The sequence below is a fragment of the Mastigocoleus testarum BC008 genome (genome assembly GCF_001456025.1).
Taxonomy (GTDB): domain Bacteria; phylum Cyanobacteriota; class Cyanobacteriia; order Cyanobacteriales; family Nostocaceae; genus Mastigocoleus; species Mastigocoleus testarum.
The window spans coordinates 78,757-104,840 of sequence record NZ_LMTZ01000094.1 but is presented as its reverse complement, the minus strand read 5'-3'; the positions used below and the strand labels follow the sequence as shown (position 1 = coordinate 104,840).

The 26,084-nt window shown below is 37.6% G+C and carries 23 protein-coding genes; 6 read left to right on the top strand and 17 right to left on the bottom strand.

Translation table 11 applies throughout. The features are described from left to right. Window positions 1–247: 247 nt before the first annotated feature. Together BC008_RS19595 and BC008_RS19590 are read right to left on the bottom strand one after the other, a co-directional pair. Window positions 248–1,585 (bottom strand): pentapeptide repeat-containing protein, encoded by a 1,338-nt coding sequence (locus tag BC008_RS19595; protein ID WP_027845750.1) that lies wholly within the window; start codon window positions 1,583–1,585, stop codon window positions 248–250. Window positions 1,586–2,020: 435 nt separating this feature from the next. Further along, window positions 2,021–2,404: a VOC family protein gene (locus tag BC008_RS19590; RefSeq protein ID WP_027845749.1), complete on the bottom strand. Its 384-nt coding sequence runs from the start codon at window positions 2,402–2,404 to the stop codon at window positions 2,021–2,023. A 423-nt stretch (window positions 2,405–2,827) separates the two neighbouring features. On the opposite strand from BC008_RS19590, the gene BC008_RS19585 reads away from it, so the two are divergent. Then, the gene (locus tag BC008_RS19585; protein ID WP_058183769.1) at window positions 2,828–3,151 is read left to right on the top strand and encodes a hypothetical protein; all 324 of its coding nucleotides are present in this window, start codon (window positions 2,828–2,830) and stop codon (window positions 3,149–3,151) included. 231 nt (window positions 3,152–3,382) lie between these two features. Here the strand turns inward: BC008_RS19585 and BC008_RS19580 are convergent, their stop codons facing one another. The 3 genes from BC008_RS19580 to BC008_RS19570 form a co-directional block, all read right to left on the bottom strand. Continuing rightward, a complete protein-coding gene (locus tag BC008_RS19580; protein ID WP_027845748.1) occupies window positions 3,383–3,676 on the bottom strand; it encodes a DUF2103 domain-containing protein in 294 nt (97 codons plus the stop codon). A gap of 6 nt (window positions 3,677–3,682) precedes the next feature. Continuing rightward, window positions 3,683–4,009, bottom strand: coding sequence for an ATP-dependent Clp protease adapter ClpS (gene clpS, locus BC008_RS19575; RefSeq protein ID WP_027845747.1), 327 nt, complete (start codon window positions 4,007–4,009; stop codon window positions 3,683–3,685). Window positions 4,010–4,347: 338 nt separating this feature from the next. Beyond that, window positions 4,348–6,375 carry an FAD-dependent oxidoreductase gene (locus BC008_RS19570; RefSeq protein ID WP_153009618.1) on the bottom strand — a complete coding sequence of 676 codons (2,028 nt, stop codon included), beginning with the start codon at window positions 6,373–6,375 and terminating at the stop codon, window positions 4,348–4,350. Between the two features lie 308 nt (window positions 6,376–6,683). Here BC008_RS19570 and BC008_RS19565 point away from each other — a divergent pair, with 308 nt between their 5' ends. Further along, window positions 6,684–8,981: a pentapeptide repeat-containing protein gene (locus BC008_RS19565; RefSeq protein WP_027845745.1), complete on the top strand. Its 2,298-nt coding sequence runs from the start codon at window positions 6,684–6,686 to the stop codon at window positions 8,979–8,981. A 267-nt stretch (window positions 8,982–9,248) separates the two neighbouring features. Here the strand turns inward: BC008_RS19565 and BC008_RS19560 are convergent, their stop codons facing one another. After that, the gene (locus tag BC008_RS19560; RefSeq protein ID WP_027842877.1) at window positions 9,249–11,411 is read right to left on the bottom strand and encodes a pentapeptide repeat-containing protein; all 2,163 of its coding nucleotides are present in this window, start codon (window positions 11,409–11,411) and stop codon (window positions 9,249–9,251) included. Window positions 11,412–11,444: 33 nt separating this feature from the next. Continuing rightward, on the bottom strand, window positions 11,445–11,780 hold the full coding sequence (locus BC008_RS19555; protein ID WP_027842878.1) for a hypothetical protein: 336 nt from the start codon (window positions 11,778–11,780) through the stop codon (window positions 11,445–11,447). A gap of 373 nt (window positions 11,781–12,153) precedes the next feature. Here BC008_RS19555 and BC008_RS19550 point away from each other — a divergent pair, with 373 nt between their 5' ends. Further along, complete coding sequence (locus BC008_RS19550; RefSeq protein WP_058183768.1) at window positions 12,154–12,594, top strand: hypothetical protein; 441 nt, start codon at window positions 12,154–12,156, stop codon at window positions 12,592–12,594. A gap of 51 nt (window positions 12,595–12,645) precedes the next feature. On the opposite strand, the gene BC008_RS19545 is transcribed toward BC008_RS19550, so the two are convergent. From BC008_RS19545 to petB, 5 genes are all read right to left on the bottom strand, one after another. Further along, the gene (locus BC008_RS19545) at window positions 12,646–13,014 is read right to left on the bottom strand and encodes a hypothetical protein (RefSeq protein WP_058183767.1); all 369 of its coding nucleotides are present in this window, start codon (window positions 13,012–13,014) and stop codon (window positions 12,646–12,648) included. A gap of 162 nt (window positions 13,015–13,176) precedes the next feature. Further along, window positions 13,177–14,376 (bottom strand): glycosyltransferase family 4 protein, encoded by a 1,200-nt coding sequence (locus BC008_RS19540; RefSeq protein ID WP_058183766.1) that lies wholly within the window; start codon window positions 14,374–14,376, stop codon window positions 13,177–13,179. A gap of 915 nt (window positions 14,377–15,291) precedes the next feature. Further along, a complete protein-coding gene (locus tag BC008_RS19535) occupies window positions 15,292–15,729 on the bottom strand; it encodes an ATP-binding protein (protein WP_027842879.1) in 438 nt (145 codons plus the stop codon). A gap of 222 nt (window positions 15,730–15,951) precedes the next feature. Beyond that, window positions 15,952–16,434 carry a cytochrome b6-f complex subunit IV gene (gene petD / locus BC008_RS19530; protein ID WP_027842880.1) on the bottom strand — a complete coding sequence of 161 codons (483 nt, stop codon included), beginning with the start codon at window positions 16,432–16,434 and terminating at the stop codon, window positions 15,952–15,954. 333 nt (window positions 16,435–16,767) lie between these two features. After that, window positions 16,768–17,415: a cytochrome b6 gene (gene petB / locus BC008_RS19525; RefSeq protein WP_027842881.1), complete on the bottom strand. Its 648-nt coding sequence runs from the start codon at window positions 17,413–17,415 to the stop codon at window positions 16,768–16,770. A 378-nt stretch (window positions 17,416–17,793) separates the two neighbouring features. On the opposite strand from petB, the gene ctpA reads away from it, so the two are divergent. Next, window positions 17,794–19,038: a carboxyl-terminal processing protease CtpA gene (gene ctpA / locus BC008_RS19520; protein ID WP_027842882.1), complete on the top strand. Its 1,245-nt coding sequence runs from the start codon at window positions 17,794–17,796 to the stop codon at window positions 19,036–19,038. A 256-nt stretch (window positions 19,039–19,294) separates the two neighbouring features. Here ctpA and BC008_RS19515 read toward each other — a convergent pair whose 3' ends face one another. Beyond that, window positions 19,295–19,981, bottom strand: a complete 687-nt coding sequence (locus BC008_RS19515) for an MBL fold metallo-hydrolase (protein WP_027842883.1) — start codon at window positions 19,979–19,981, stop codon at window positions 19,295–19,297. A gap of 272 nt (window positions 19,982–20,253) precedes the next feature. Between BC008_RS19515 and BC008_RS19510 the strand changes: the two genes are divergently transcribed. Further along, window positions 20,254–21,711, top strand: a complete 1,458-nt coding sequence (locus tag BC008_RS19510) for a site-2 protease family protein (RefSeq protein WP_027842884.1) — start codon at window positions 20,254–20,256, stop codon at window positions 21,709–21,711. A gap of 526 nt (window positions 21,712–22,237) precedes the next feature. Beyond that, window positions 22,238–23,011, top strand: coding sequence for a hypothetical protein (locus tag BC008_RS19505; RefSeq protein ID WP_027842885.1), 774 nt, complete (start codon window positions 22,238–22,240; stop codon window positions 23,009–23,011). A 157-nt stretch (window positions 23,012–23,168) separates the two neighbouring features. Here the strand turns inward: BC008_RS19505 and BC008_RS19500 are convergent, their stop codons facing one another. The 4 genes from BC008_RS19500 to BC008_RS19485 form a co-directional block, all read right to left on the bottom strand. Further along, window positions 23,169–23,729, bottom strand: a complete 561-nt coding sequence (locus BC008_RS19500; protein WP_027842886.1) for a phycobiliprotein lyase — start codon at window positions 23,727–23,729, stop codon at window positions 23,169–23,171. 336 nt (window positions 23,730–24,065) lie between these two features. Further along, entirely contained in the window at window positions 24,066–24,764 is a 699-nt protein-coding gene (locus tag BC008_RS19495) for a HEAT repeat domain-containing protein (RefSeq protein ID WP_027842887.1), read from the bottom strand. Window positions 24,765–24,945: 181 nt separating this feature from the next. Beyond that, window positions 24,946–25,125: a hypothetical protein gene (locus tag BC008_RS19490; protein WP_027842888.1), complete on the bottom strand. Its 180-nt coding sequence runs from the start codon at window positions 25,123–25,125 to the stop codon at window positions 24,946–24,948. Between the two features lie 302 nt (window positions 25,126–25,427). Next, complete coding sequence (locus tag BC008_RS19485; RefSeq protein ID WP_027842889.1) at window positions 25,428–26,054, bottom strand: methyltransferase domain-containing protein; 627 nt, start codon at window positions 26,052–26,054, stop codon at window positions 25,428–25,430. Window positions 26,055–26,084: the final 30 nt, after the last annotated feature.

Sequence of the window (26,084 nt, the reverse complement as noted above, 5' to 3'; positions counted from 1 at the left end):
AGGAGTCAGGAGTCAGGAGTCAGGAGTCAGGAATTAAGAGTAAAAATTACCAATTACCCATTACCCATTACCAATTACCAATTACCCATTACCCATTACCAATTACCCATTACTCATTACTGTGCGCAATACCTACGGTACGCTGACGCTAGCTGCGCTAACATTACTTATTACTCATTACTTATTACTTATTACTTATTACTCATTACTTATTACTTATTACTCATTACTTATTACTTATTACTTATTATTCATTTTTTTCTTCCCAATTTGGTCTTTCTAAATATTCTGGGAGAATAGTATCGCTATTTCCAAATGCTGATTCTATTTGTGCTTGTTCTATATTTTCAGCTCTCGTTAAGTCCGTACCAGAAAGATTTGCTTCGTCAAGTTTTGCTTTTTTTAAATTAGTCCCAACCAGATTTGCATAGCTGAGATTAGCTTCACAAAAATTGGCTTCAAGTAGATTTGCTTCAAAAAGATTAGCTTCAGTAATATCAGCAGTACTAAGTATTGTTCCTTCTAAATAAGCTCCAATCAACTTACACGATCGCAAATTCGCACCAATCAAATTCGCTCGATAAAGATTGGTATCTTCCAAGTTAGCTTCTCTTAAATTGGCTTCGTAAAGCATAGCTTCTTGTAAGTTTGCTTCGTAAAGTGTTGCGTCCTGCAAATTAGCTTCGTAAAGTAAAGCCTTTTCTAAGTTAGCCTTATGAAGTATAGCTTGCTGTAAATTTGCTTTTCTAGCGATCGCTCCTGTTAAATTAGCTTCATAGAGACTGACTTCTTGCAAATTAGTTTCGTACAAAACTGCTTCTGAAAGGTTCGCAGCTGTGAGATGCGCACCGGAAAGATTTGCTCCATAAAACATTACTCCTTGCAGATTAGCCCCTGTAAAATCTATGTATTGCAAACTAGCTTCTGTAAGGTCTGCACCTCTTAAATCGGTGTTGCGCAAATCTATTCTGTGATTTTCTAGATTTGTTTCTAAATTAATCCGTCCAATTACAGTTAAAGCAGCTTGAATATCTGTAGGTATACTAGAAAATGAAAACTCCTCAATAACTTCATCTAACTCTATTATGGGAGCATTTTCTCTGATAAAAGCTGCAAGAGTTTCTAATATTGTCCAAGTATCATCATCAGAATCTTGAGTAATTTTTTCTAATGCATAAATAGCTCCTAATCTCGTTTCTATTTGTTCGTGACCCAAATGTTCAATTGCACTAGAGAAACGAGAAATATTTTTTTCTAAGTCAGACTCAACACATTTACACTCAAATTCAATATTTTTATTTATATTAAATTTAGAAAGAGTGGATTTTCCTAAAATATTTTTATCTTCAGACAGCAATATCAATAAAATATAGAAACCACTAATACCAACTATAATACCTCCAAAAATAATTGTAGTAGCCGCTAATGTGTGGAGTAGATATTTAATACTTATTCCCGAGTACAGATTATCTTGATAAGATAAAATTAAATAAATAGCAACAAAAACTGCAACAAATGTCGACCCAATAACAAATAATAAATCTCTGACTCTTTTTGTGCTACCATCTGTTTTAATAGCAGACATATATTGAGTCATACTCCATTGATTTACAACTATTCCAAATTATCGTATTAATTTCATAAAAAATATATTACGCAAATAACGATTGGAATAAAAAAGTAGTGAATTAGATACTAAAACCTATGAAATATAATTAAAGTTATATATATTACTTCAAACTAAAAAATAAACATAAAGATAGATAACTTTCAATTTATACATGATATGGGTTATTATTATGTTATGTAAATTCATAATTGCTTTTGTACATACAGAAGTTTCACTGTGCTTGTATTAATAACCGATAATTTATTCAAGTAATTAAATTTATAAAAAAATATCAAAATGATTTTGTATTTTATATGCTCTATAAATAACAATTTTATTACAAGTTAAATTAAGAGAACCTGTAGAGATATTTACGATACATAAAATTTAATTCTATTGAGTTTTAGTTATTCAAATGTCATAACTAGAAAGCTCTATTAAATTTAGATCTGGGTCCCGAATGTAAACAGATGCTATGACTCCTGTTGCTCCAGTTCTCTTCACTGGACCTTCAATAATTTCTACTTTGTTCTTTTGCAGATGATTAATGACATCTGACATAGAATTGCTGACTATTAAACATAAATCTACTGAACCTGGAGTTGGTTTTATTGCGTGTGGTTTAAATTCTTGATTTAATTGGTGCAAATTTAGTTTTTGATTGCCAAATTTTAGCGCGAATCTCCTATTAGCAAATTTTTCAACTTCCATTCCTAATACTTGAGTGTAAAAGTCACAAGTTATTTGAATATTTGCCACTGTTAAGACAAGATGGTCTATCCTATCGATTTTCATTTATTTTTTACTATTTTCAAATCACTATTGCACATACAGTGACTCACTTACATCAAGAAATATCGCAAATTATCAAAAGCTAGAAACTGTTAGGCTACTTCATCTTAGTTAACAGCAAAAAACAGATCCTCGCTGAGGACATATCACACTTATGAACCCATTTTTAATCTTAAGATTTTGTAAAAAATTTGCAGAAAGTACGAGTGACTTCATCGCTGAATCACTTGAACACTATGATATTACTTACTTCCAAGTCTCATAATATTTTCAATTTAATGGTACTAGGTGAAATAAAACTTTATTAATATTTGTAATTGTTTACAGTTAACTAATTTTTCTATGTAAGTTTGTAAATATATTTTGAAGTTAAAAATCTCGGTAATATACACTGATTTTTAATAGAAAACATTGGGATAATCAAAAATGTGTTTGGCAAGTCCTATCATTCATGAATTTTTTGTTGCTATTTCCTTTGTTGCTTGTATCGTAGGTTTATTAATACTTTGGGAAAATAAATCAGAAGCAGAAAGTTCTGAAGACACAGAAGTTATTCTGTTTAGAATGAGTTTTTCTTATTGGCTTGTCTACTGTTTTGCTTTTGGAATTGAAAAATTATTTTTACCCGAATCAGAAATAATAGTGACAACTTTACGAATTACGACTGCTCTGTCATACTTCTTAACTTTTTCTTGTATTGTCAGTTTACCCCTACACAGATTCGCAGTACATCATCAAATCGAAGAATAGACGAGCAAAAAAACTCCGTATCAGAAAATGTAGCATTACACATGAGTCATAAGCTTACAACTCATAGCTTTGATGCGTCTACGACAAACATGACTTACCAATATTCTAACCTTATTACGTAGTGCGATAAAAAAGAAGAAAGCAATAATTTCTACCTCGCGCAACATAAAATATAGGCTAGGTTGAACATCAATTACCAATTACCAATTACCAATTACCCATAAGCAACTTTCAATGTCGCATAGCGATCGCAATGGCATTTTCTAATTCACCTTTATCTAAAGTTGTAACTATAAACACCTCTTGCACAGTTTTTCCTTGCCGCGCGATCGCTTTAAAGCCACCCCGGATGGGAACAGATACTCGCAAGAGCATTTTAGGAGCATGACCCTTAACACGCCTAATTTCTCCAGGAGTCACAGTTTGAATTCCATCATGTTTACATAATCTTTCGAGGATGGGAATAAGACCGTGGAGATGGGTGGAATGATTCCAGACAAGTCTACCATCCGTGGGTTTGCTCATAGGATTCTAAGCGGCTTCCAAAGGTGCCATAGTTAAACCAGCTCTGCGTAATTGCTGATGATAAAGTTCCGCCGGTTCCTGCGGTCCTATCCATACAATTGCTTGTCCTTCATAATGCACCTGATTAGTCAGTTCCCAAGCCCGATCGCTAGTCATAGCCGGAATATACTTCATTAAACATTGAGCCACATGGTCAAATGTATTGAAGTCATCATTCAAAACAATAACCTTATAATTGGGGTAAGGCTTCTGGGTGACTTGACCAGATCTTTCAGGAGCAATCGTTGGAGCCGTCCCCATTCCATAAACCACTGCAGAAAGTCTTTTCACCATAAAACAGTTAGCCAACAAATCTAATACAACACAAGTAAATAGTTTAGTCTAAAGTCCACTATATATTTGATGGCTAATGTCATCTTTTTGTGGACTTAAATTGTCGGTTGAGTTTAACAAGTTTTCCAAAGTATAACAACTTTCGTTTCAATGTCATAAGTCTATTTTTTAATGGAAAAAATACAAACTATTGAATTCTGCTGATTTTGAGTGAATTAAATCAGTTAGTTCAAGAATTTGTACCGCACCAAAGAAAAAATAATTTTGGAAAAAACCACCAACTAATAGTCAACAGTCACCTATTAAATTCAACTTCAACCGACAATCGACAACTATTACTACCGCCAATCATCCCATTTTTCGTTAAAAATTGAAGTATCCGGGAACGCAGTCGGATTATTATTTTGATTTAAAAGACGTTGCAATTCAATCAGTTTCGGTTCAATTTTTGGTAATTCATCTACCAATTGATAAGGTGCAATATTATTTTTGAGTGCAAAAGCAGCAGTTGTACCTGCAGCAGCACCAGCAGACCATTCAAAGGAATGAACCCTATAAGCTGCAGCTGCAATATGACTAGTAGCAATACTTTTGCCAGCTACTAACAAGTTATCAATTTTTTGAGGAATCATTGCCCGTAAAGCAATTTGGAATGGGTAAGCTTGTCCTGCACCCCGACGTTCACCCTTACGTTCTGTATTTCCAGCTGCTTCAGGGGGACTTTTGGTCATACAAGGATGAAAGTCAATTGCATAGTGACCAATACCAATTGCATCGGGAAAAATAGTAGAACGGGTTCTTCTTGCGACACTACTTGGATCTTTTCTTCCAAGAATCACAGAAGTAGTTTCCAATCCTGCTAATGCAGTTCTAAGGCTGCGATAGGTGCTAGGTGAAAGGGTTTTACGGTAATATTCATCGTTGTAATCACGGCGAGAAATATCAATTTCCCAAATCATAAAACCTTTGGAATGTCCCCAACTCGGGCGTCCAATAATTCGTCTTCCTTCCCGCATATAAGGATATTTGGACAAACCATGAGCAGTTCCCATGGGAGAATTTAAACCAGAAAGAAAACGATGGTTGGGATGAGGTTTTTTCACACCTTCACCAAGTTGGGAGTCTGTAGTTCCCGCTACTAACCAATAAAAATAACCTAAAGAGATTTCCTCAGCTTTACGTAGTGCTTCAGTTCGCAATCCTCCTTTCCAACCACCAGGTACTAATTGTCCGGAGCTTTGAAGTTGTTGGCGAGTATAAATTAAGTTATCTTGGGAAGTCCCTGGACGATAATCGTTACCCCAAGTCCAGTTTTGCATTGAGATATCGCCGGGTGTGGGAGTACTAAAATTAATCCCTCCAAATGTCATTTGTGCTCCTTGTTGGGGGCTCCAAATGCGACGATAGGTAAATACTAGGGGAAAACTGGCGAGTCGCTGTAATTCATAACTGTAATAAGGGGAATACTGCATGTAAAATGGAGGCATATCATGCTTCTGGGCATTTTGAGTCGCCTCCATTGCAAAAGTGTAGGTAAAACCTTGGGTGCAGTAAGGATCGTTACTGATACTAGAAGAAGATGGTTCTAAATAGGAACGCTCATCAATTCCCAAACGATAAGGAACATCTGCTAAACCAACTATCTCCCCAGTTTCACTTGCATCAACGATGTACCAATTGGGGGAATTGCTTTGTTTTCGTTTTGGAGTGAAGCGAATAATTGTTTTAGCAAACTTAGAAGAATCATCGTAGTTATAAGCATCTTCAATTGTTTGGGACAGGGGTGAAGTATTCAGAGGTGCTGCACCTTTTGCTGGCTTATGTTGAATTGCGATCGCAGCATTAATAATTTTTCCATCTGAAGTGGTTTCTAAGTCTTTAATTACCGTATTTGGGAACCACCTTAATTTACCCCGACCCTCCCTGGCGGCGTCTTTGAGCATTTTATTTAATACTTTATGACCATCACGGGGTAAAAAACAAGAATCGCTTACCCAGCAATCACCAGGGTTGAGTCCGCCATATTTATCTTTGATTCGTTTGCGTAATTCTAGATAACCTCGTGAGTAAAATAACCTTCTTCGCTGAGTGGGACGTTCGTCCAATGCAGAGGTACCTTGAGCCGAAATTTGCCCTCCTACCCAGTCAGTAATTTCAGTGAGACAAACCCTTTTCCCTGCTAGTAATCCTTCGTAAGCTGTCGCAACCCCAGAAAGTCCGCCACCAACAACAAGAACATCGCAATTAACAGTTTTATCTGGTGTCCTTGGTGGTGTTGCAATTGCTTGGTAAGGTGCAATAAAAGAAGGTGCAATAAAAGATAGTAAAGTTGAGCTAACAGTCAATAAAGACAGCGACCGTTTCATCTTCATTCAATTCCGTTCATCTCCTACAATAGTCTTTGAAGCTACCATTGTGTGAGTGCCGAAAGCAAGTTATTTGAGATAGATAAATAGTAGGTTAAATAACATTCCCAATGTCAACCCTACATGGAAAATCTGGCGGATTAGACGTATATCCTTCAAAACCAATGGGACAGACCACTGTGCATCTAAATCAATTAGGGAAACTTTGAATAAGTTGGGGAAAAAATTAAAAACCGAGTGTATTTATAACCAGCAACTCACATTATTATTTAAATAATAATTATTTAAATTTTAAAAATTTTGCTTTTATGTCTTTAGATTACTCTGGTCGAAATCTACGGGGAAAATCATTTAAAGGACAAAACCTGACGAACGCTGATTTTAGCCATGCAGATATTCGCGGCGCAAACTTTACCAATGCCGTTTTAAAAGGTGCAAACTTTAGCCACGCTAAGGCTGGGTTACAAAAACGTCAAGCGATTTTCTTGGTGCTTGTTTCGTTATTGCTCGCAGGTCTGTCGGGATTTTTATTTGCCTTTAATGGTTTCTTGGCATCATTCATGTTTAATAATAAAAGTTTAGAGAATCAAGTAATTAGCTGGCTTACGATAATAATAACAATAATCTTCTTTGTCGCTGCAGTTCGCCGAGGAATACAATTTGCTTTCGGAGCGGGAGCCCTCACCGGAGCCGGAGCCGGAGCGGGAACCGTCGCCCTCGCCGTCGCCCTCGCCGGAGCCCTCGCCGTCGCCCTCACCGGAGCCGGAGCGGGAGCCCTCACCGGAGCCGGAGCCGGAGTAGGAACCGGAGCTGTCGCCCTCGCCGTCGCCCTCGCTCTCGCCGTCGCCGGAGCCATCGCCGTCGCCGTCGCCCTCACCGGAGCCCTCGCCGTCGCCGGAGTCATCGCCGTCGCCGTCGCCCTCACCGGAGCCCTTACCGGAGCCCTCACCCTCGCCCTCACCGGAGCCGTCGCCCTCACCGGAGCCGGAGCCGTCGCTATCGCCGGAGCCCTAGTTAGTGCTTACATTGGTTGGCGAGCAATGAAAGGAGATGAAAAGTATGCTTTTATCCGTAATATTGCTATTGCTTTTGCGGCGTTTGGGGGTACAAGTTTTCGCAATGCCGATTTAACTAATGCTAATTTTACTTCCGCTACACTAAAAAATACTGATTTTAGAAATGCTACTTTGACTCGTACTTGTTTAAGAAATGTTAAAAAACTTGACTATGCGCGTCCAGGTAACACTTATTTGAAGTATCCTCAACTCCGTCAGGTACTAATTACGGGAAATGGACGTCAGAAAAATTTCGAGCGTCAAAACTTGCGAGGAATTAACCTGCAAGGAGCAGATTTAGTAGATGTTAGTTTGATCGGTGCTGATTTAAGTAAAGCTAATTTGCAGGATAGCGATTTATCGAGAGCAAAGCTAGTCCAAACCCAATTAAACGCAACGGATTTTACAGGCGCTACACTTACCGGGGCGTATATTGAGGATTGGAATATTACTACTCACACAAATTTTCGTGGTGTCAGGTGTGAGTACGTTTATATGCGTCTCCCCACCGATGATAACCCGGAACCTTGGCGCAAACCTGATAACAGGGAAGAAGTATTTGGGGATGGAGAATTTGGGGATTTTATTAAACCAATAGTTGACACCCTCGACCTTTATCATAATCAAGGTGTTGACCCCAGAGCGATAGCTATTTCTTTTAAAGAATTAGCAGAAAAGAACCCCGATGCAGATTTAGAACTCGTAGCAATGGAAAAACGGGGAGCAGACAAATTTTTAATCCGCGCCAAAGTCGCACCGGAAGCAGATAAATCTGAATTAAACCAGCAATATTTTGAAACTTATAATTATCTTAAAACTTTGTCTCCAGCAGAGCAGAAACAACATTATTTAAATCAGCTATCAGAAAAAAATAAAGAAATTGAACTAAAAGATAAAGAAATTGGACTACAACAAAAACAGCTTGCTAGTTTTGAAAATATGATAGGAACTGCATTAGGTCATCCTCATTCTACTGCTACTGATATCAAAACAATTTTAGTATTAGCTGCCAATCCCAAAACTACCTCACATTTACGATTAGATGAAGAAGTACGAGAAATTGATGCTGGCTTGCAAAGAGCAAGAAAGCGAGAAAAATTTGATTTACAACAACGTTGGGCGGTGGGAGTTCGAGATATTTCCCAAGCTTTATTAGACTTTAAACCACATATTGTTCATTTTTGCGGTCATGGTGGTGGCGATGATGGTTTAGCATTTCAAAACCAAACTGGACAATTACAGTACGTATCTACAGCAGCACTGGCAGGATTATTCGAGTTATTTAGCCCAAAATCTAACCAGAAAGTTGAATGCGTGATTCTTAATGCTTGTTATTCCGAAGTACAAGCAACAGCAATTTCCCAACATATTCCCTACGTAATTGGAATGAATCAAGCTGTTGGAGATCAAGCCGCAATTGAATTTGCAGTGGGTTTCTATAGCGCCTTAGGCGCTGGAGAATCAATTGATTTTGCTTACAAACTCGGATGTAATGCGATCGCCATAGCCGGAATCCCGGAAAATTTAACTCCCATAATTCATGTAAAGTGAACACAGCAAAAGTCAAAATTTTACCTGAGTTAGGTACGGTGGTCCGTCCTTACTGCTTGCTGCGCTAGGCGCTAATGACTTATGTCCTAGGGACACACTGCGTTTAATATCGTGTCCGGTAAAACACTTGCGATAAGGTTCGTAGTAGCGCTTTAGCGCCAATATATTTACTATGACGCTAAAGCGCTACTACAAACAAACATATTTTTTCGTAAGTAATTAAGCGGACATGATATAACTTTTGACTTTTAAATTTTGACTTATGTCCTACGGACACCGGGGATGAAGACCACCTTGGGTACAAATATAAGCCAATTGTCTGGAACTCAAACTATTTTTCACTTGACTAAAGTCAACTCCCTTAACAACTGCTGATTCAGAACCCGTAACCGGTGTTTGAACAAAATCATCAGATGGATTTTGCCTCTGGGGGTACAAAATAGCTCCTTGAAAATCTGCTCCTACTAGATTTGCTCCTCGCAAGTCCGCATTCTGCAAATTAGCATTGCGCAAATTGGCATTTTGTAAATTAACGTTTCGTAATCTTGCAGTAGTTAAACGAGTTGCGCTTAGATTAGCATTACTGAGATTTGCTCCCTGGAAATCTGTGGATGATAAATCTGCCCCTTGCCAATCTGTTTTTGTTAAATTGGCGAAGGAAAAGTTTGCTCCCGTTGCAATTACTCTACCCAAACGCGCTGAAAATAAATCCGCATCGTTGAGTTTTGCATCTCCTAAATCCGCCCCAGTAAGACTGGCATTTTCTAGCACTGCACGTCTTAAGTCTGCTCCTGGTAATCTTGCACTGCTCAGGTTTGCTTCTACCAAACGAGCACTAGATAAATTAGCCCCTTGGAGATTCGCACGACTAAGATCCGCACGATTCATTAATACGCGACTGAGGTTAGCATTACTAAAATCTGCTTTTGTCAATTCAGCTTCGCTAAAATTAGCTATCCAATCATCAAAAGTATTCCAACGACGATCTTCCCCAGGACCGCGAAAACGACTACCTCGGAAACTAGCTTGATTTAAATTTGCATATTTAAAGTTGATTCCCCATAGATCGGCTCGATCTAAAACAAGATTAAAGAAGGAAGTTTTCCCCGAACCACTTTGACCTAAATTAACCCGATTTAAATCGATTCCATTTGTTTGACCGTTATAAACGGCTAAAATTCTATTAATAGCCTGTTGGTTATTGTGTAAGCTAACTGTTGGCGATTCTTGAACGTTCGAATTATCGCCATTTGCTGAATCTAATTCTTTAACAAGAGATCGATTTTGGCGCAATAAGTGGGGTATGGCTTTCGGTCCAATTAATTCCAGAGAACGTTTAATATTATTTAGTAATATAGGTTCGTTTTCTTCAATCAGTAAGTTAACTAAATATTTAGTTGCTTGTTGGTCATTAAGACTTCCCAGCGCTAAAATTGCCTGCTGGCGTTCTCTTAAAGAAGTATTTGATTCTGGGTTTAATTTTTCTCTTAATATATCTAACTGGCGTGCATTAACATTGAGATGTGCGCGACGATTTTTTTGAGCTTGGATATAAACTTGAGTTAATATAAGTGTTGTTAATACGGCAGATATACTTATAAGTGACACTAAAAATAAGGTCAAGCTTGGATTTTGCCGCATCCGTCGCCAGAGGCTAATTTTTTTTCTCGGTTCTGGTGTAATCACAATTGACTCGATTGCTGCTTCTTCATCTTCTTCCAACAACTGAGACTTAGTAGTAGTGTCATCATCTAGCAGCCCAGGTGTGAAGGATTGATGCGCGTCTATAGTATATGTTCCTGCAATGTTGTCATGTAGTGCCCGTTGTCGTTGTTTGCGCCAAGGAAAGCCACTACTTTCCCCCAGTATCATTACACTTACCAAAATTGTAAAAACACCTAGGTTCGGGAAAAGCAAGCTGTTTCGCCACAATAAGTAAGCAACAGATACCGGTAAACACCATTTACCAATACATTCTCGCATAAATACAGCTTGAAAACCTGGGATGCCACCATCTTGTTTGACGACCTTGACAGCAAACCAGCGCTTCGGAGTAGTGCTACCAGTTTTGGCTAATAAATATAATTGCCAACCAGAAACAACCACAGGCGCGATTAAACTTAAGGTCCATAAAACATTTGTCCCCCAAGCGACATTAGTAACACCCAGACTCACAGGAAGAGCCAATGGACGTGCTACTTCTCTGCGCGCGATCGTCACTGGAGGATTGAGTGGTACTCGATTCATATCACTTTTAGCATTGATGTACGCACCAATACCAAAAGGTATTAACCCACTGACAACTACTATGGTAATTTCTGCCGTCCAAGCCAAAAAACGTCTTGTTTTTAGGGGGAAAGTACCTATACTGTCCTGCTCAATTCCGTGACTTGAACGATTACCAGTTCTCCTTGTAGCTGGAGTTGCCATCAAACGATTCCCTTTCAATAATATCTTGATGTGTTATTGCCTACGTTCAATATTGTTCGGCACAATAAATTTGTATCCTAGGTATGCTAGCACCGCCAATAGCGTAAAGGCGATTGCAGAAGCTACTAACTTTAAAGCTGCTTCTAAGATTGCAAAACCAAATACCACTAAAACACTTACAACTCCTATTTTCTTGATTCTGGATAGAGAACCAAACCAAACAAAGAATTTTTTCACGGGCGATCTATGATCTGAAGAATCAGTTGAAACTATTTTTGGCAATGGGGAAGGGTTGATTGAAGAAGAATTAACTTCCGCTTCTAGTTTTTCTAAGCGATACTGTAAATCGTTTTCATGTTTGGAATTCATTAATACCAGTCACCTCACATAAAACATTTGTGACATCAAATACCAGGATTCTGACCACAATTAATAGTAATAGTTTGTGCGATTTTATTTAAACTATTTGTTTTATATACAACTTTGTCTTGAAAAGTTGGTTATTTTTACAATTATTTTTCGTTCTATACGATCGAAATATCAAAATACTGCTATTATTTATATTTCAAATTTGCTATACCTATTTTCCCAGTTATTTTCCCAAAAAGATAAAACTTTATACATTCTTTTTTGGAACTACAAATTATTCATCTCGTCTGCAAATTATGATTACTCATCCAGACATCCTTCTATCAAACCTATTCAAATAAATCTATTCGAATAAATTTAAAAGTATGAAAACATGAATAAACCGGTTCATTCAGCAGTTTTAATCGCAGTCATATCTACTATTTTAAATCTTATCAGTAGAAATTCATCAAGTGCACAAGTTATCAGACTTGATTCTCAACTGAAACCAGACCCATTAGTTGTCAATGGTAAATCAGGTGGCGACCGGAATAGTAACTGTGGTTTCATTACTGCAAAACCCAATCAAATTATTCAAATCGCAGAATCGCTACCTTACTTACGATTTACAGTTGAAGGCACAGGAAAACCAACTCTATTAATTGAAGGTCCTGGAGGGCGCTTCTGCGTATTAGCAGATAATTATTCTGGGGATAAGCCAGAAATATCTGGTTACTGGAATCCTGGTCGGTACTCGCTTCACGTCGGCGATATATCTCAAGGAGAGTATAGCTATACACTATCAATCTCGCAACAAAAAACACCCAAGCGATAAAGCATGAATGATGAATAGATCTTACTAAGCTTTCTCATCATTCACGACTGTTCATTCTTCGGATGGGGTAGAAACTTCTACTGCTTTGACATCAATGGTACCTTCCGGCGTTAAACGCTGAAAATGTCCTTCTTCTACAACAAGTTGTTCGCCACAGTTGGGACATTGTAGCTCTGTTTGCTTTAAGCTAGTCAATTCGTAGGAACAAACAGGACAATTGTCGGTTACTAAACTGCGTTGTAACCACCAACGCAAGCCAAAAAAAGCCAGGACGGGTGCTAGCAATAAAAATCCAAATAAAATCAACAAAGAATTTACTAACCAACCTAAGCCCAAAGCACTCAGTAACCAAATAATGACTAGAAGAGTCACCCAGGGTCGGATGCTCTGAAAATTCAACTGTGAGGTTTTAAAGCTCATTTTTTAAGTATCTTTCTGTTCTCCTTCTAGGATAACGATTTTATGGGTTAGTCATAACCATTTCCTCGCCGTCAGTACATTTTTTGATGATTTTTAATCATCTCAAATTGTAAGAAAATCAGAATATCTAAGTAATTTGCCTTATAACCAGATAATAAATATTTACTTAACTTCGACTGAAGATTTAGGGAAAAGCTGCAATTGCAGATGCTTTTGAAAAGCAGTAATACCAAAATTTGCGATCGCTTCTTCCCGTAACCATTGACCTTGAGAGCGTCGATCCTTTCCTTGTAAAAGTTCTATACAAGCTGCAGCAACTGCATTAGGGTCGCGATGGGGGACTTGCCATCCCAGTCTACCATTTTGCAATGGATCGGCAGAACCATCGGCATCGCCAGAAATTACCGGTATTCCACAAGCCATTGCTTCCAGATAAACAATACCAAAACCTTCTTGGGAAGGCATAACATAAGCATCTGCGAGTCGATAATGCTCTATTAATTCTTCTGTGGGAACAAAACCTGCAAATACCACTCGATCTGCAACACCCAAATCTTGAGCTAGCTTAGCTAGTCTTTCTTGATCGTCACCACGACCAATGACTAAATATTTTACTTCTGGAAATACTTTTAATATCCGGGGTAAAGCTCTAATGGTGACATCCACACCTTTGTAAATATCTCCAGACCATAGTCGCGCAACAGTAGTTAATACTTTGTTATTGCGCAAACCATATTTATCAAGTAGTTTTGGATCCTTGACACCGGGCGTAAATTTTTCTGGATCAATTGCGCAAGGGACCATTTGTATTTTTGACGGATCGATATCATTTGCACTACAGATGTTGTCACGACTATAGCGACTAATTGTCCAAATTTTTGCAGCGCTTGCTAAAGCAGATTGCGATCGTTTAGGGAGGGGTTCCCATACTTCTTTACCATAGGTCAAAACTGTATAGGGAATACTCAATGGCTGGCAAAGGCTTTGAACTAATACTGCTAAGTTAATATGACCGCAAAAAACATGTTGAGGTCGTTGTTTTAATAGATATTGAAGTAAAGCCGTAGTGATTTTTAATCTTCCGATTTGAGGATATCGACTGTTAAAATAATAAAATTTTAAATTTTCAGATTTATAAGGATTGGGACATGTAGAATCATCTCGCAGTAAAAATACATCTGCATGATACCCCGTATTTACACTAGTGTAAGCCCTGAATATATCTTTAACATAAGATTGAATACCACCTTCGCGCTGGAAAATTTCTAAAAATATAAATAAATGTTTGGGGTCGGAGTTAGTAAATTTAGCAGCTTGCTTTCGATAATTTCTTAAAGTTTTTTCTACTTTACTAGCTAACATATCTTTTTATATTCTCTACACTGGTGTCATTACAGTTTTTTATATTAATTTCCAAATCAGTTTTAGTACTTTCCTGTGGATTTAATTGATAGTAAATATGTTCTACTAGGTGATAAGGTCAGGACATTGCTAAATTCCAAAACCTATAATTTTGAGGTTTTTGCAATTTATTTTTTCAAAATAACTTCAAATAATTGAAGTATCCAATTGCTAATGCCAAATTTTAACAAGAACAAATATTGAACTCGAATGCTGACTTCACTAGATTAAGTTTTTTTTTTAATACACTTAAGTAATAGTATTATTGCGGTCTTAGTTTTTGATTATGAGAAAAAGACAAAGAAAATATTGATAGCTATTCTCCAGCCTTTCATTGCGGATTATGTATAAAAAGAAAATATAGCAACCGATAATAAAACACTAACGGGACTTAGACGTTTTTTTGCTCGAAAAACATCCTCAAAGCCTTATAAATCAATGTTTTTACGCCAATCAGTTGCTTTCTTAATATATTTGCTTTTAGCCAGCGCCACGCCACGCTAAGAGTGATACGCAAGGGCTTTGAAGTTAATCTTTTGTCATGACTGGATTTGAGGCTTTCTCCTGCCTGTTTTTTGTTTAAGTCCCGTTAACATTACCGTAGGGGAACACGTCGCATATCTCTAGATAATTTATCTGTTCGCAAGTCAAATAGGATTACTATCGGTTTGAGCATTTATGAATGTCCAACCTAATTGCGCAGTGCTATAGTTTGTAGATTAATAATTCAGTAAGTTTAATTTTAATTTCTTGCAACTTACTTTAGGCAAGTACTCATTCTTATCATCATTCATGCTAAGCGATGACAAATTAATTTATTGACTCCGATCTAATTCTAATTACACGGTTATTTGGCATTGTAATTTAGACACAATATCATTCCGCTAAACCATACTTGACGATTAGCAAGCAATTTCTGCCATCTGTACCGCGTTCGTATGCAACGCGATCCACTAAGCGTCTAAGAAGGAACCAACCATACCCACCCACCTGTAAAGTGCCAGGTTCTGGTTCGGCAATAGCATCTGGATTAAAAGGTTTTCCGTGATCCCATATTTTGATCTCCAACCTATCGGCCCATAAGCAAAGATCGATATCAATTTTTGTTTCTGGTGGTAAGGCATGATGGGCATGACGAACTGCATTAGTAAAGCCTTCTGCTAAAGCAAGATTAAGGCGATACAACTGGCTTTCTGACCAACCAAGTTTTAATAGATTTTGCAAACAAAAATCTTCAAACCATTGTTGTACTTGGTTGAGATACTTAAGTTCACTTTTTACAGTTAGATGGTCTTGCTGCACTATGCTAAGCATTGACCGCAATTAAAATATAAATGGTAAAGAAGGTTTGATCCTGTTTTAACCTATCGATTTCATATTTTGGAAAGTTATTTAAATCCAAAATCTAAATTCAGAATAAATGCATCCTAAATTATTAAAATTGACGCCTGTTAAAATGTTTCAAAAGCATATGTGTATTTTGTATATGCTTTTGAAACTTACAGGCGTCAAACTTTTATACCATAAAGACTGAATTTAGAACAGCCCAAAGGTGAAAGATTTATCAATTGGGAAGGTTGCGCCAATACCTAACCACAGAGTAACTAGGGTTCCAAATAGGAACACTGTGGTTGCTACTGGGCGACGGAATGGATTTTGGAACTTATTCACGCCCTCAATAAATGGAACGAGAATTAGACCTAAGGGTACCGCAGCCATCAACAGTACTCCTAAAAGTTTGTTAGGAACGGAGCGCAAAATTTGGAATACCGGGTATAAATACCATTCCGGTAAAATTTCCAAAGGTGTAGCGAAAGGATTTGCTGGCTCTCCTGTCATTGCTGGGTCTAGTACTGCCAAAGCTACTACACAGGCAAAAGAACCCATAATTACTATGGGAAACACATATAGTAGATCGTTCGGCCATGCAGGTTCGCCATAGTAATTATGGCCCATGCCTTTCGCCAGTTTGGCTCTTAAACTAGGATCGCTCAGATCGGGTTTTTTTACAGTTGCCATCTTTAGTAACGTGCTCTCCTACTAAGGTTTAGTCACAGAAGTCTCGGTTCGTTAGCTTTCACCACAGCCTTGGCGTAAAGAAGCATCCGGATAAAGTTATTTTCCTCATCAATGATGTTGGGGAGAAACTTCATTCGCAAACTTCGCTAACATTTCAAAGTACTCAGTAGTACCTTGGATGATTTTCGCCAAATTTTCGGTGACATCTACAGTTTGACTGTGGACAAAGGTTATTACTGTTGTGAGAGTTTGTTGTCACAAGTGTAAAACAATTGTCTTTTGATTGAAACTGAAAATTATTGCTAAATGTTACCGAACCGCTGAAAGTGAAAATTACAAAGGACCAGAGATACCTTGTTTGCGGATCATTAAGAAGTGGATCAGCATAAATACTGCAATCAGCCAGGGCAGTACAAAGGTATGGGCACTATAGTAACGGGTTAGAGTTGCTTGACCAACACTAGAACCACCACGTAACAGGTCAGCAATTAGAGTTCCTACTACGGGAATAGCTTCTGGTACGCCACTTACAATCTTCACCGCCCAGTAGCCAACTTGGTCCCAAGGTAGTGAATAACCGGTAACACCAAAAGAAACGGTGATTACGGCTAGGACTACACCACTTACCCAAGTTAATTCACGGGGCTTTTTGAAACCACCAGTCAGATAAACACGAAATACGTGCAAAATCATCATCAACACCATCATGCTGGCAGACCAGCGGTGGATGGAGCGGATTAGCCAACCAAAATTAACGTCCGTCATGATGTACTGTACGGAAGTATAGGCTTCTGTCACAGTTGGCTTGTAATAGAAAGTCATTGCAAATCCAGTGGCAAACTGGATTAAAAAACACGTTAAGGTAATTCCACCTAGACAATAAAAAATATTGACGTGGGGAGGTACATATTTGCTGGTTACATCATCAGCAAGCGCTTGAATTTCTAAGCGCTCTTCAAACCAGTCGTAAACGTTGGCCATACAATCTTGGTTTCCCGAAATAAAAATGCGGTTGATAGATCTCCCAATATTTAAGTTTATTGGGATTTTAGTTATCAGTTTTTTGACTGATTGGCTGAGAAAATGTGAAAGTATTAAGAATTCTTTCACACTCTCATACTTACATAAAAAGAGAATTTATTGCTGACTTCGCACCAGCAGCCAGAACTGGCAACGTTATGGGCAAAGCCTGAAATTTTCAGAGAACAATGCAAATTGTCAACTAGTTGAAGAAACAACTTAATTAAAAATTATGCGTCATTTCTATAAAAAAAGTAACATAATCGAGAGATAGATTGCATCACAAAAAGGTGTTTACCCTTTTAATGGGTCAAAATTGGGTTAAGAGTTGTAAGAAAAATGGGGTTCATGCACAAACAAGTTTTTCGGGCTGGATTATCGCTGCTGTTGGCGTTTTTGCTCGCTTTTTGTAGCTTTTGTCAACCAGCGACAGCTTTAAGCGAGGAACAAAGATTAGTATCAGAAGCTTGGCGGATAGTAAATAGATCTTACTTGGACCATACATTCAATCATCAAAATTGGGCATCGGTAAGAAGAAAAGCTCTTCACAAATCTTTTCCAGATCGAGAAGAAGTTTATCAGACAATCGGGCAAATGTTAGCGAGTCTTAACGATCCTTTTACCCGTTTTTTAAACCCAGCGCAATATCGAAGTATGATATATAACACTTCTGGGGAGTTGACTGGTGTAGGACTGCAAATTGCCCTACATCCTGATACTGGGGAGATCGAGGTTGTTGCTCCTATCGCTGATTCGCCCGCAGATAAAGCCGGGATTAAATCTCGCGACCGCATCCTCGAAATTGAAGGAATGTCAACAAAAGACTTGACTTTAGATGAAGCTGCTGCCAAGATGCGCGGTCCCATTGGCTCGGTAGTAACTTTATTAGTGGAGAGAGATGGGGAACAAGCCCAAGAAATTAGTTTGGTGCGCGATCGCATCGAACTCAATCCAGTCATCGCAAAATTAAAATCATCACCTGATGGATTGCCAATCGGTTATATTCGTCTCACTCAATTTAATGCTAATGCTTCTGCTGAACTCGCTACAGCTATTTCTAGTTTGGAAAATGAGGGAGCCGATGCCTATATCCTCGACTTACGGAATAACCCTGGAGGATTGTTACAAGCCGGTATTGATGTAGCTCGTGAGTGGTTAGATTCTGGTACAATTGTTTACACAGTCAATCGACAAGGAATTTTGGGTAGCTTTGATGCTTTTGGACCAGCATTAACTGATGACCCCTTAGTAGTTCTAGTAAATAAAGGAACTGCAAGTGCAAGCGAAATTTTAGCAGGTGCGCTTCAAGATAATGGTCGTGCTCAATTAGTCGGCGAAACCACTTTTGGTAAAGGTTTAATTCAATCTTTATTTGAATTATCTGATGGTTCGGGTATGGCGGTAACAATCGCCAAATATGAAACCCCCAATCATCGGGATATTAACAAGCTTGGAATCGAGCCGGATGAAAAAATTGAGTCAAAGCAAATCTCTCGCGAACAAGTAGGAACCCCAGCAGATGTTCAATATCAAGCAGCAGTAAAATTATTGACTAAACAGTTAACGATCGCAGGAGCAGCTTAGATTTAATCAAAATTTTTAGCGAGTAAAAATTTTAAAGTGAGAAACGGGGTTATTCTGGTTATCTGCCAATTAATATTTTGGCTTTGATAACATGCAGCAAGTATTCTAACTCTTTGAGAGTTGTCTTAGGTTCAATAAAAAATTCGATTCAATCTACCACAATTCTTCCCTTCTACACTTAGGAAACCACTAAGTTTTACTAGGGGAAGAATTATTTTTTGGGGAAAATCATTTGTCTCCCGGTAAAAATAAGTTTTTATACAACCGCCTGCTTTAAAAGCAAGTCAGAAATATCCAAGTTCGCTAATTCGGGGTAAGCATTACCTATAATTCGCTTACCTCGAAGATAACCAGTATTCGCGCCCGGCAAGATATATTGAAGAGTAGAAGATGTAAAACTTGTTTGTAGGGCTTGAACGCTTTTTAACTGTCTGGGCCAATGAAAAGTTTTGCTATTACGCAAGGGAACTGGTTTTCCTTGCTGGTTGGGGAGTAAATGACGCCCGGAAAACAGTACGCCACCAAAGTCTTTATAATACAGGCAAGAAGAACCTGGAGAATGACCTGGGGTCCAAATTATCCTAACCTGGGAATTAATCGTTAATTCTTGAGAAAATGTAGTTAAATTCACAGATGGTAGTAAATAAGCCTCTTGTTCTTGAATAATCACCTCGCACTCAAAATTTGATTGAATTTGAGCAGCTTTACCAATTGCACCGCGATGAGTGATAAAAAACCAGCGGATACCTCCATGAGAACGTAAAAAATCTTCATTCCCCTTATCTGCTGCGGGACAATCGACAAGAATATTGCCGCCTTTTTCTAAAATGAGATAAGAAGTCCCACCCAAAGTGTCCCTGTTAGGTGAAAAAGCAAAAATGTTGTCGAAAACAGCTTGTGGTGATTTTGAGATTTGACTGGACTCTTGAGATAAGGGAGGCATAAGTAAAATTAACTTGTGAAAAAGATTGAATTGTGAAAAAAATTAACTGGTAAAGTTCAACTTGTGGAATTAAATTGCAAACAAATTTGCTGGTAGCAATACATCATAACTTTTAAAATATCAATCTAAATATCAATTGATGCTGCCATTAAAGATCGAACAAAAGAAAATAGAGGTTTGTGTTTCTGTCGATAGTAAACCTTTTACTACAGATAGATTTTATTAGTCAAAATTTTTTTCTTTATCACCTTTTCAAAACAACCCAATTTCAAATGACATTTTCGTTTATCTTATTTCTGTTTTTATTCGGATTATTTACTTATCTGGTGATGCGACAAAGTGTTGCTAGGGTAACCAGAACACCGGTCTGGCTATTATGGGTGGCATTAATGTTACCCGCAGTAATTTTAAGTGCAATATCAACAACAACAAATACATCGCTGCCAGAAATATTAGTTTGTTATTTCGTTGTCAGTACTTTGTTATACTGGCTTTTATTTCGGTGGGGGCGTATACCTCCGAGCAATGACCAAAATCAATCTCAGGAATCAGCAGAAAAACGAGTAGCAACAAACTCTACCGCCCAAATAACACCAGTGCGTCCTATTGAGAGATTAGAAGAGACCCAGTTGCGGAAATGTTTTCCCTGGTCTATATACTACGTTCAAAATATTGAGTATCGACCCCAAGCAATTATTTGTCGGGGTCAGTTGAGAACCGATCCAACTAAGGCTTACCAACAGATAAAAGCTAAAATCGAAGCTGAATTTGATGATCGCTTCTTGCTGATTTTCCAAGAAGGTCTTAACGGTAAACCAATCTTTGTTTTAGTCCCCAACACTCAAGCTGCTAAAAATGTTTCTGGCAAACCGGAAAAATTGACTAGACCGGGGATGGCTCTGTTATTGCTCTTGGCGACTTTAGTGACTACTAATTTAGTGGGAGGAAGAATTGCCGGCGAACCCACTTTATTTGGAGGATTACCTTATGCTTTGGGGTTAATGACTATTTTGGGTACTCACGAACTAGGTCACTATTTCGCTGCTCGTTGGTACAAAATTCGTACTACTTTACCTTACTTTATCCCGATGCCTCTTTTCTTAGGAACTTTTGGGGCATTCATTCAAATGCGCGGTCCAGTTCCCAACCGCAAAGCTTTATTTGATGTAAGTATTGCTGGACCTATTGCTGGATTTATTGTAACTATTCCCATACTTTTGTGGGGATTAGTGAATTCTTCGGTAGTTCCTTTTGGGGAAAATGCTGGACTTTTTAATTTTGATGCTCTGAACCCCCGCGATTCAATCTTATTGGGATTATTTGCTAAGTTAGCTTTAGGAAGCAGCCTAACAATAACATCAGCGATAGATTTACACCCCATAGCTGTTGCAGGATTTTTAGGATTGATTGTTACAGCACTAAATTTAATTCCAGTAGGACAGTTGGATGGAGGTCACATCGCTCATGCCATTTTTGGACAACGAACATCAATAGTTATAGGTCAATTTGCCCGTTTATTACTTATTCTTCGCTCCTTGGCTTGGAGACAACCAGAATTTTTCTTATGGGCATTAATTTTGCTATTTATGCCTTTAATTGAAGAGCCTGCTTTGGATGATGTAACTGATTTGGATAACATGCGTGATTTTTGGGGATTACTAACATTAGTATTACTAATTTTAATTGTTTTACCATTTCCCCAATTTCTAGCAAATTATTTGCAAATTTAGACTGTCAAATTTAGACCATGGTGTGGCTTGAGAAAAACAGCAAATATCAAGCCTTTCAATGATAAAAGCAAACTAATAATAAATAACTATAAAAGCAAATCATATTTTTCCAATCATTAAATAAAAACTAAAAGTAATTTGAGAACATAATCAGGAATTACGTAATGACAACGTAATTACATTCATTTTAACGCGAGCTTAGTAAAACGTTTCCGGCTCTGAAATAGTATTCACGGTAGGTGCGGTCCATCCCAAATAAATGGAAGTAAGCCCCGAAGGGACTCGCAATACCTATGGTGCGCTTTGCTGAGCCCTAAAGTAACGAGTGCGTAAGTCCTAATAATATTTATTCAGGGCTTTCTGAATAAGAAAAAATTGAATTTTATGATACTAAATATTAAAATATTAGGTTTTCAAAATATTTTGCTAAGATTATAAGTTCTATTGAAATAGTAAAGTTTTACCTCTACAGATTAATTTGTACGCGCTACTATGATACTTGTTTTAAGTATTAATATTGGTGATTATGCAAGAATACTTAAGTATTTTTTCTGGTTATGAAGTAAGAGAGATTTTACCACTAATTTCTACTGGAGTTTTAGGATTAATAATCGTAGTAATTTTGGTTCTGTTAACAAGAATTCAAAAAAATATCAATAAAGATAAAATTGAAAACAGTAAATTACTTGAAAAAATTACAGTTCTAAATGAATCAAGTCAAAAATTAGAACGAGAAATTACCCAAGCAAATACAAGTTTAAACTCATCCTATGAAAGTTTGAAAACCCAAATTGAGGCTTTAATTCAAAGTAATACAAGTTTGAAATCAGAATTCGACAACTTACAAGTTGCTCATCAAGCTTCCATTAGTGCTAACTCTGACCGAGAAGAAGTGATCAGTAATATCCTGAAAAGTAACATTGAAGGACAATCAGAAAAACTACAATTGTTAGAAGAAAGGCTAGAAACTGTCACCAAATTAGTTAGCCAGGTAGAAGCTCTTGAGGGAAAAAATTCCGAACTGGAAAATATGTTGGCGAAACTACAGGAAACTAGTCATAATTCCCAGGAGATGATTGCAAACTTGGGTAGTCAAAATACCCATAGCATTCCGGATGAAACACTGCAAAATTTGCAGACATTGAGCGATAAGTTAACAGAAATTGAAAATTATCAATCTCAGATCGAAGCTTTAGTACAAACTACAGCAAATGAGATAGAAACTAGAATCAAAAAGTTGCTAGATGCAAAGAAAACAAGGACAAAGAGTACTAAAAAAGGAATGGGACCAACCAAGTAGATTAATCTTATCGATATCTGTTTTAAGTGTTTATAAAACAGCAGATTAACTTTCAGTCTTTGCTAATGGACGGTTTTAACCGTCCAAATTAAACCCTTTCCGATGATTTCATAGGGATATAAATACTTATGATGCAGAGTAGGATATTTCTTTTAGTCTATGAAAATGCTAACTTTGCCTTTTGAGAGATTTCTGCATCTGGGGGAGTACCACCCATACGAATTTCTGAAGTGAAGGTAGCGATATTTAAACCTAGGGAATTTTGTACTCTACTTACGCGCATTCGGACGTTTTTATGGACAAACCAAATTCGCTCTTCAGTTGAAATTGCTCCATTGTGGATAGTTAAACTTAAAGCTTCATCACTACCCATAAGGTAACGTCCAACTACCGGTCTATCCCCAGTTTTAGAGTGACTTAATAATTTTCCTTCACTGTTATTCTTCTCATCGGGTACAAATGCCAAAATTGTAGAACCAGTATCTTTTTGATTTAATTTAGTGGTATCGTTCCAGTTAATTTTGACGCCAAAAGTATTAGGACTAGATAAAACTTGATGTTGTTCGCATAATCTTATAACTTCTGGATCTGATGTCGCTAGCTTTTCAATAAAAACATCAGATTTACCATCTTGGGATTCCTGAGCATTTAAATTGTGACTGCTGCGATGAGCAAACCATTTACCAACACTTAAATCAAAAAATTCTTCAATATTCATGAACCAATCACCTTATGCGAACTGCTTTGATACAGGATATTTAAACTCGATAATTAACTGAATAATTGCCTACAGAAGGAAGATTAATTAATTTTCTCCCAAAAATACCACTCTATCAATCCAATAATTTAGTAGGAGTATTTTTTTACATAGTCACAATGGGAAAAATTTCTGGCTAGCAAATAAAAATCGAGAAAATATAGCTCTGTGGGTAAATCCTATATTGTTTGTGAATCAGACAAAAAATTGTACTTACGCCATATCAGACTTGGAAAGAAAAGAAAGAATTTCTTTCAAAATCAAGAGTTTCTTCTAAATTTTGTTCCTTGTTAAGTCTTAATTGTGACTTGTGCTTTCTCCAGATTTATCTGCTTCTTCTAATAGTTTCAGGGAAATTGCCGCAGCTTCTCTGACATGAGGATGACTATCTTTTTCTAAGTATTTCAAAGCAGACACACTTTTGGGAGAAGGTAAATGACCCAAAGCTTCTGCTAAACGCTGTCTTACTAACCAATCTTCTGACTGAGCAAAACGAAGAATGTGCTCCAAAGCATCTACCGCTTTAATTTCCCCCAAAGCTGCGATCGCTGCTTGTTGCATGACGACTCGATCGCTATCTAATGCTTGAATGAGTAGTTCGCGAGCACGAATATCTTTTAAATTTCCTAAGGAAACTGCTGCGCTGAAGCGTACTAACCAATTGGTGTCTTCATAAAACACGCGGGATAGATGTTCGAATGCTCTAATATCACCTAGATACCCTAATGCTCCTGCAGCATCTGCACGGACACTATAATCTGCTTCGGATGACAAAACTTCGATCAGCATATCATAGGATTCGTCAGTGGGTTTCAAACCCAAAGCAAATACAGCCATTGCTCTTACTTGAATCGATTCATCGTCCAAAACCTTTTTAATTAAAGGTACAGCATCTTCTGCTGGTACGTCGCGCAAGTTTGCCAGTGCTACCATACGATCGCGTAAATTGGAGCTTTCCAATTGAGCAGAAATTTCTTCTAAACTTAAAGATGTCATTTTATTTTTAATTTTTGATACTTATCTTTACTTTATATGAACATCGCGTTGTAGGTGTTGACGATCGTTTATAGCGGTCGAGAAGAAAAAAGAAAACCCATTATTCGATTACATTTTTTTGCTCATACCCAGCCTTTGATTTCTGAATCTGTAAGGGTCATTTCTAATTTTGCGTACGTACTCACTCACTTTGAGTTGCAATCTTAATATGCTTCATCATCACTGGCTCGCCAAAATCAGCGGCAATAAAAGCTGCATTCAAAGCAATGTTGCGAATATTACCACCAGCCACATTTAATCTTGCCAGTTTGGCAAAATTCAGATCTTGAGTTGGTATATCTTGGGGAAAATGCGCCGCCAAATTTCCTGTCTTTGCTTAGCATCGGGGAAAGGATATTTGACAATAAACATTATAGCTATTTGTATGAGGATATGATCATTTTTAGCCAATCAGTCAAAAACTATGTGATATATGTCTATATTTGACTATATTTACGTTAAAGTTATGCAATACTTGTGCAGTTAATTTGCTTTATCGTAATTCAAAAGATGATTTTAGAATAAAGCAAGATATTACACAAAAAATTATTTGTCCACTATCATTACACTAGCCAAAACTACTATCTGCAAATGTGACCGCTAATGAATTTTGTTACACGTATTCTAATTTTCCCCAAATGTTTCACTTGACTGGATCGGTCGAAATCTACCGAGATATTCTTCATCAATCCGCTTGGGAACAGAATTAATTACCGGACGCAAAGAAATAGTTTCAAAACTGCGATGCATGTATTGCTTGATTTGAGCAGGAGCAATTCCATAGGGCGGTCCTCCGGGGCGATTGTGGGTAAAAAACACCGCTATCATTTCCCCTTCTGGCTTCAAAATAGAATTGACAACGTTTACGTAATCGAAACGCTTTTGAGGGTTGATCGCACAAAAGCAGGTATGTTCTATGACATAGTCAAAATAATTTTCAAACTCTGCAGACAGGTCGAATATATCTCTTTGCATAAACCTTGCTGAAGTACCTGCTGTATCAGCGATTATTTGGGCATCCTCAATCGCTGAAGCAGAAAAATCAAATCCAATCACATCAAAGCCGCGCTCGGCAAATATTAAAACGTCGTACCCCCGCCCACAACCTAAAACTGCTGCACGTCCTGGTTCTGGTGGATTTTCAGAGTGGAGCAGACTTATAAAAGCTGGAGCGGCTTGTCCTAAATCCCAAGGTGTATTGTTTTCTTGATAACGATTTTCCCAATAGTCCGGATTGTCAGTCAATGTCATGAATTTATGAAATAGGCACTAAAATTGTTT

What these genes read in the sequence shown, in the direction of transcription:
- BC008_RS19545 (WP_058183767.1), bottom strand. Translation starts at nt 13,014, where the DNA reads ATGAGCTTTAAAACCTCACAGTTGAATTTTCAGAGCATCCGACCCTGG.
- BC008_RS19485 (WP_027842889.1), bottom strand. Translation starts at nt 26,054, where the DNA reads ATGACATTGACTGACAATCCGGACTATTGGGAAAATCGTTATCAAGAA.
- BC008_RS19500 (WP_027842886.1), bottom strand. Translation starts at nt 23,729, where the DNA reads ATGAATATTGAAGAATTTTTTGATTTAAGTGTTGGTAAATGGTTTGCT.
- BC008_RS19590 (WP_027845749.1), bottom strand. Translation starts at nt 2,404, where the DNA reads ATGAAAATCGATAGGATAGACCATCTTGTCTTAACAGTGGCAAATATT.
- BC008_RS19585 (WP_058183769.1), top strand. Translation starts at nt 2,828, where the DNA reads ATGTGTTTGGCAAGTCCTATCATTCATGAATTTTTTGTTGCTATTTCC.
- BC008_RS19505 (WP_027842885.1), top strand. Translation starts at nt 22,238, where the DNA reads ATGCAAGAATACTTAAGTATTTTTTCTGGTTATGAAGTAAGAGAGATT.
- ctpA (WP_027842882.1), top strand. Translation starts at nt 17,794, where the DNA reads ATGGGGTTCATGCACAAACAAGTTTTTCGGGCTGGATTATCGCTGCTG.
- BC008_RS19510 (WP_027842884.1), top strand. Translation starts at nt 20,254, where the DNA reads ATGACATTTTCGTTTATCTTATTTCTGTTTTTATTCGGATTATTTACT.
- BC008_RS19550 (WP_058183768.1), top strand. Translation starts at nt 12,154, where the DNA reads ATGAATAAACCGGTTCATTCAGCAGTTTTAATCGCAGTCATATCTACT.
- petD (WP_027842880.1), bottom strand. Translation starts at nt 16,434, where the DNA reads ATGGCAACTGTAAAAAAACCCGATCTGAGCGATCCTAGTTTAAGAGCC.
- BC008_RS19570 (WP_153009618.1), bottom strand. Translation starts at nt 6,375, where the DNA reads ATGAAACGGTCGCTGTCTTTATTGACTGTTAGCTCAACTTTACTATCT.
- clpS (WP_027845747.1), bottom strand. Translation starts at nt 4,009, where the DNA reads ATGGTGAAAAGACTTTCTGCAGTGGTTTATGGAATGGGGACGGCTCCA.
- BC008_RS19495 (WP_027842887.1), bottom strand. Translation starts at nt 24,764, where the DNA reads ATGACATCTTTAAGTTTAGAAGAAATTTCTGCTCAATTGGAAAGCTCC.
- BC008_RS19580 (WP_027845748.1), bottom strand. Translation starts at nt 3,676, where the DNA reads ATGAGCAAACCCACGGATGGTAGACTTGTCTGGAATCATTCCACCCAT.
- petB (WP_027842881.1), bottom strand. Translation starts at nt 17,415, where the DNA reads ATGGCCAACGTTTACGACTGGTTTGAAGAGCGCTTAGAAATTCAAGCG.
- BC008_RS19515 (WP_027842883.1), bottom strand. Translation starts at nt 19,981, where the DNA reads ATGCCTCCCTTATCTCAAGAGTCCAGTCAAATCTCAAAATCACCACAA.
- BC008_RS19560 (WP_027842877.1), bottom strand. Translation starts at nt 11,411, where the DNA reads ATGGCAACTCCAGCTACAAGGAGAACTGGTAATCGTTCAAGTCACGGA.
- BC008_RS19555 (WP_027842878.1), bottom strand. Translation starts at nt 11,780, where the DNA reads ATGAATTCCAAACATGAAAACGATTTACAGTATCGCTTAGAAAAACTA.
- BC008_RS19535 (WP_027842879.1), bottom strand. Translation starts at nt 15,729, where the DNA reads ATGCTTAGCATAGTGCAGCAAGACCATCTAACTGTAAAAAGTGAACTT.
- BC008_RS19565 (WP_027845745.1), top strand. Translation starts at nt 6,684, where the DNA reads ATGTCTTTAGATTACTCTGGTCGAAATCTACGGGGAAAATCATTTAAA.
- BC008_RS19595 (WP_027845750.1), bottom strand. Translation starts at nt 1,585, where the DNA reads ATGTCTGCTATTAAAACAGATGGTAGCACAAAAAGAGTCAGAGATTTA.
- BC008_RS19540 (WP_058183766.1), bottom strand. Translation starts at nt 14,376, where the DNA reads ATGTTAGCTAGTAAAGTAGAAAAAACTTTAAGAAATTATCGAAAGCAA.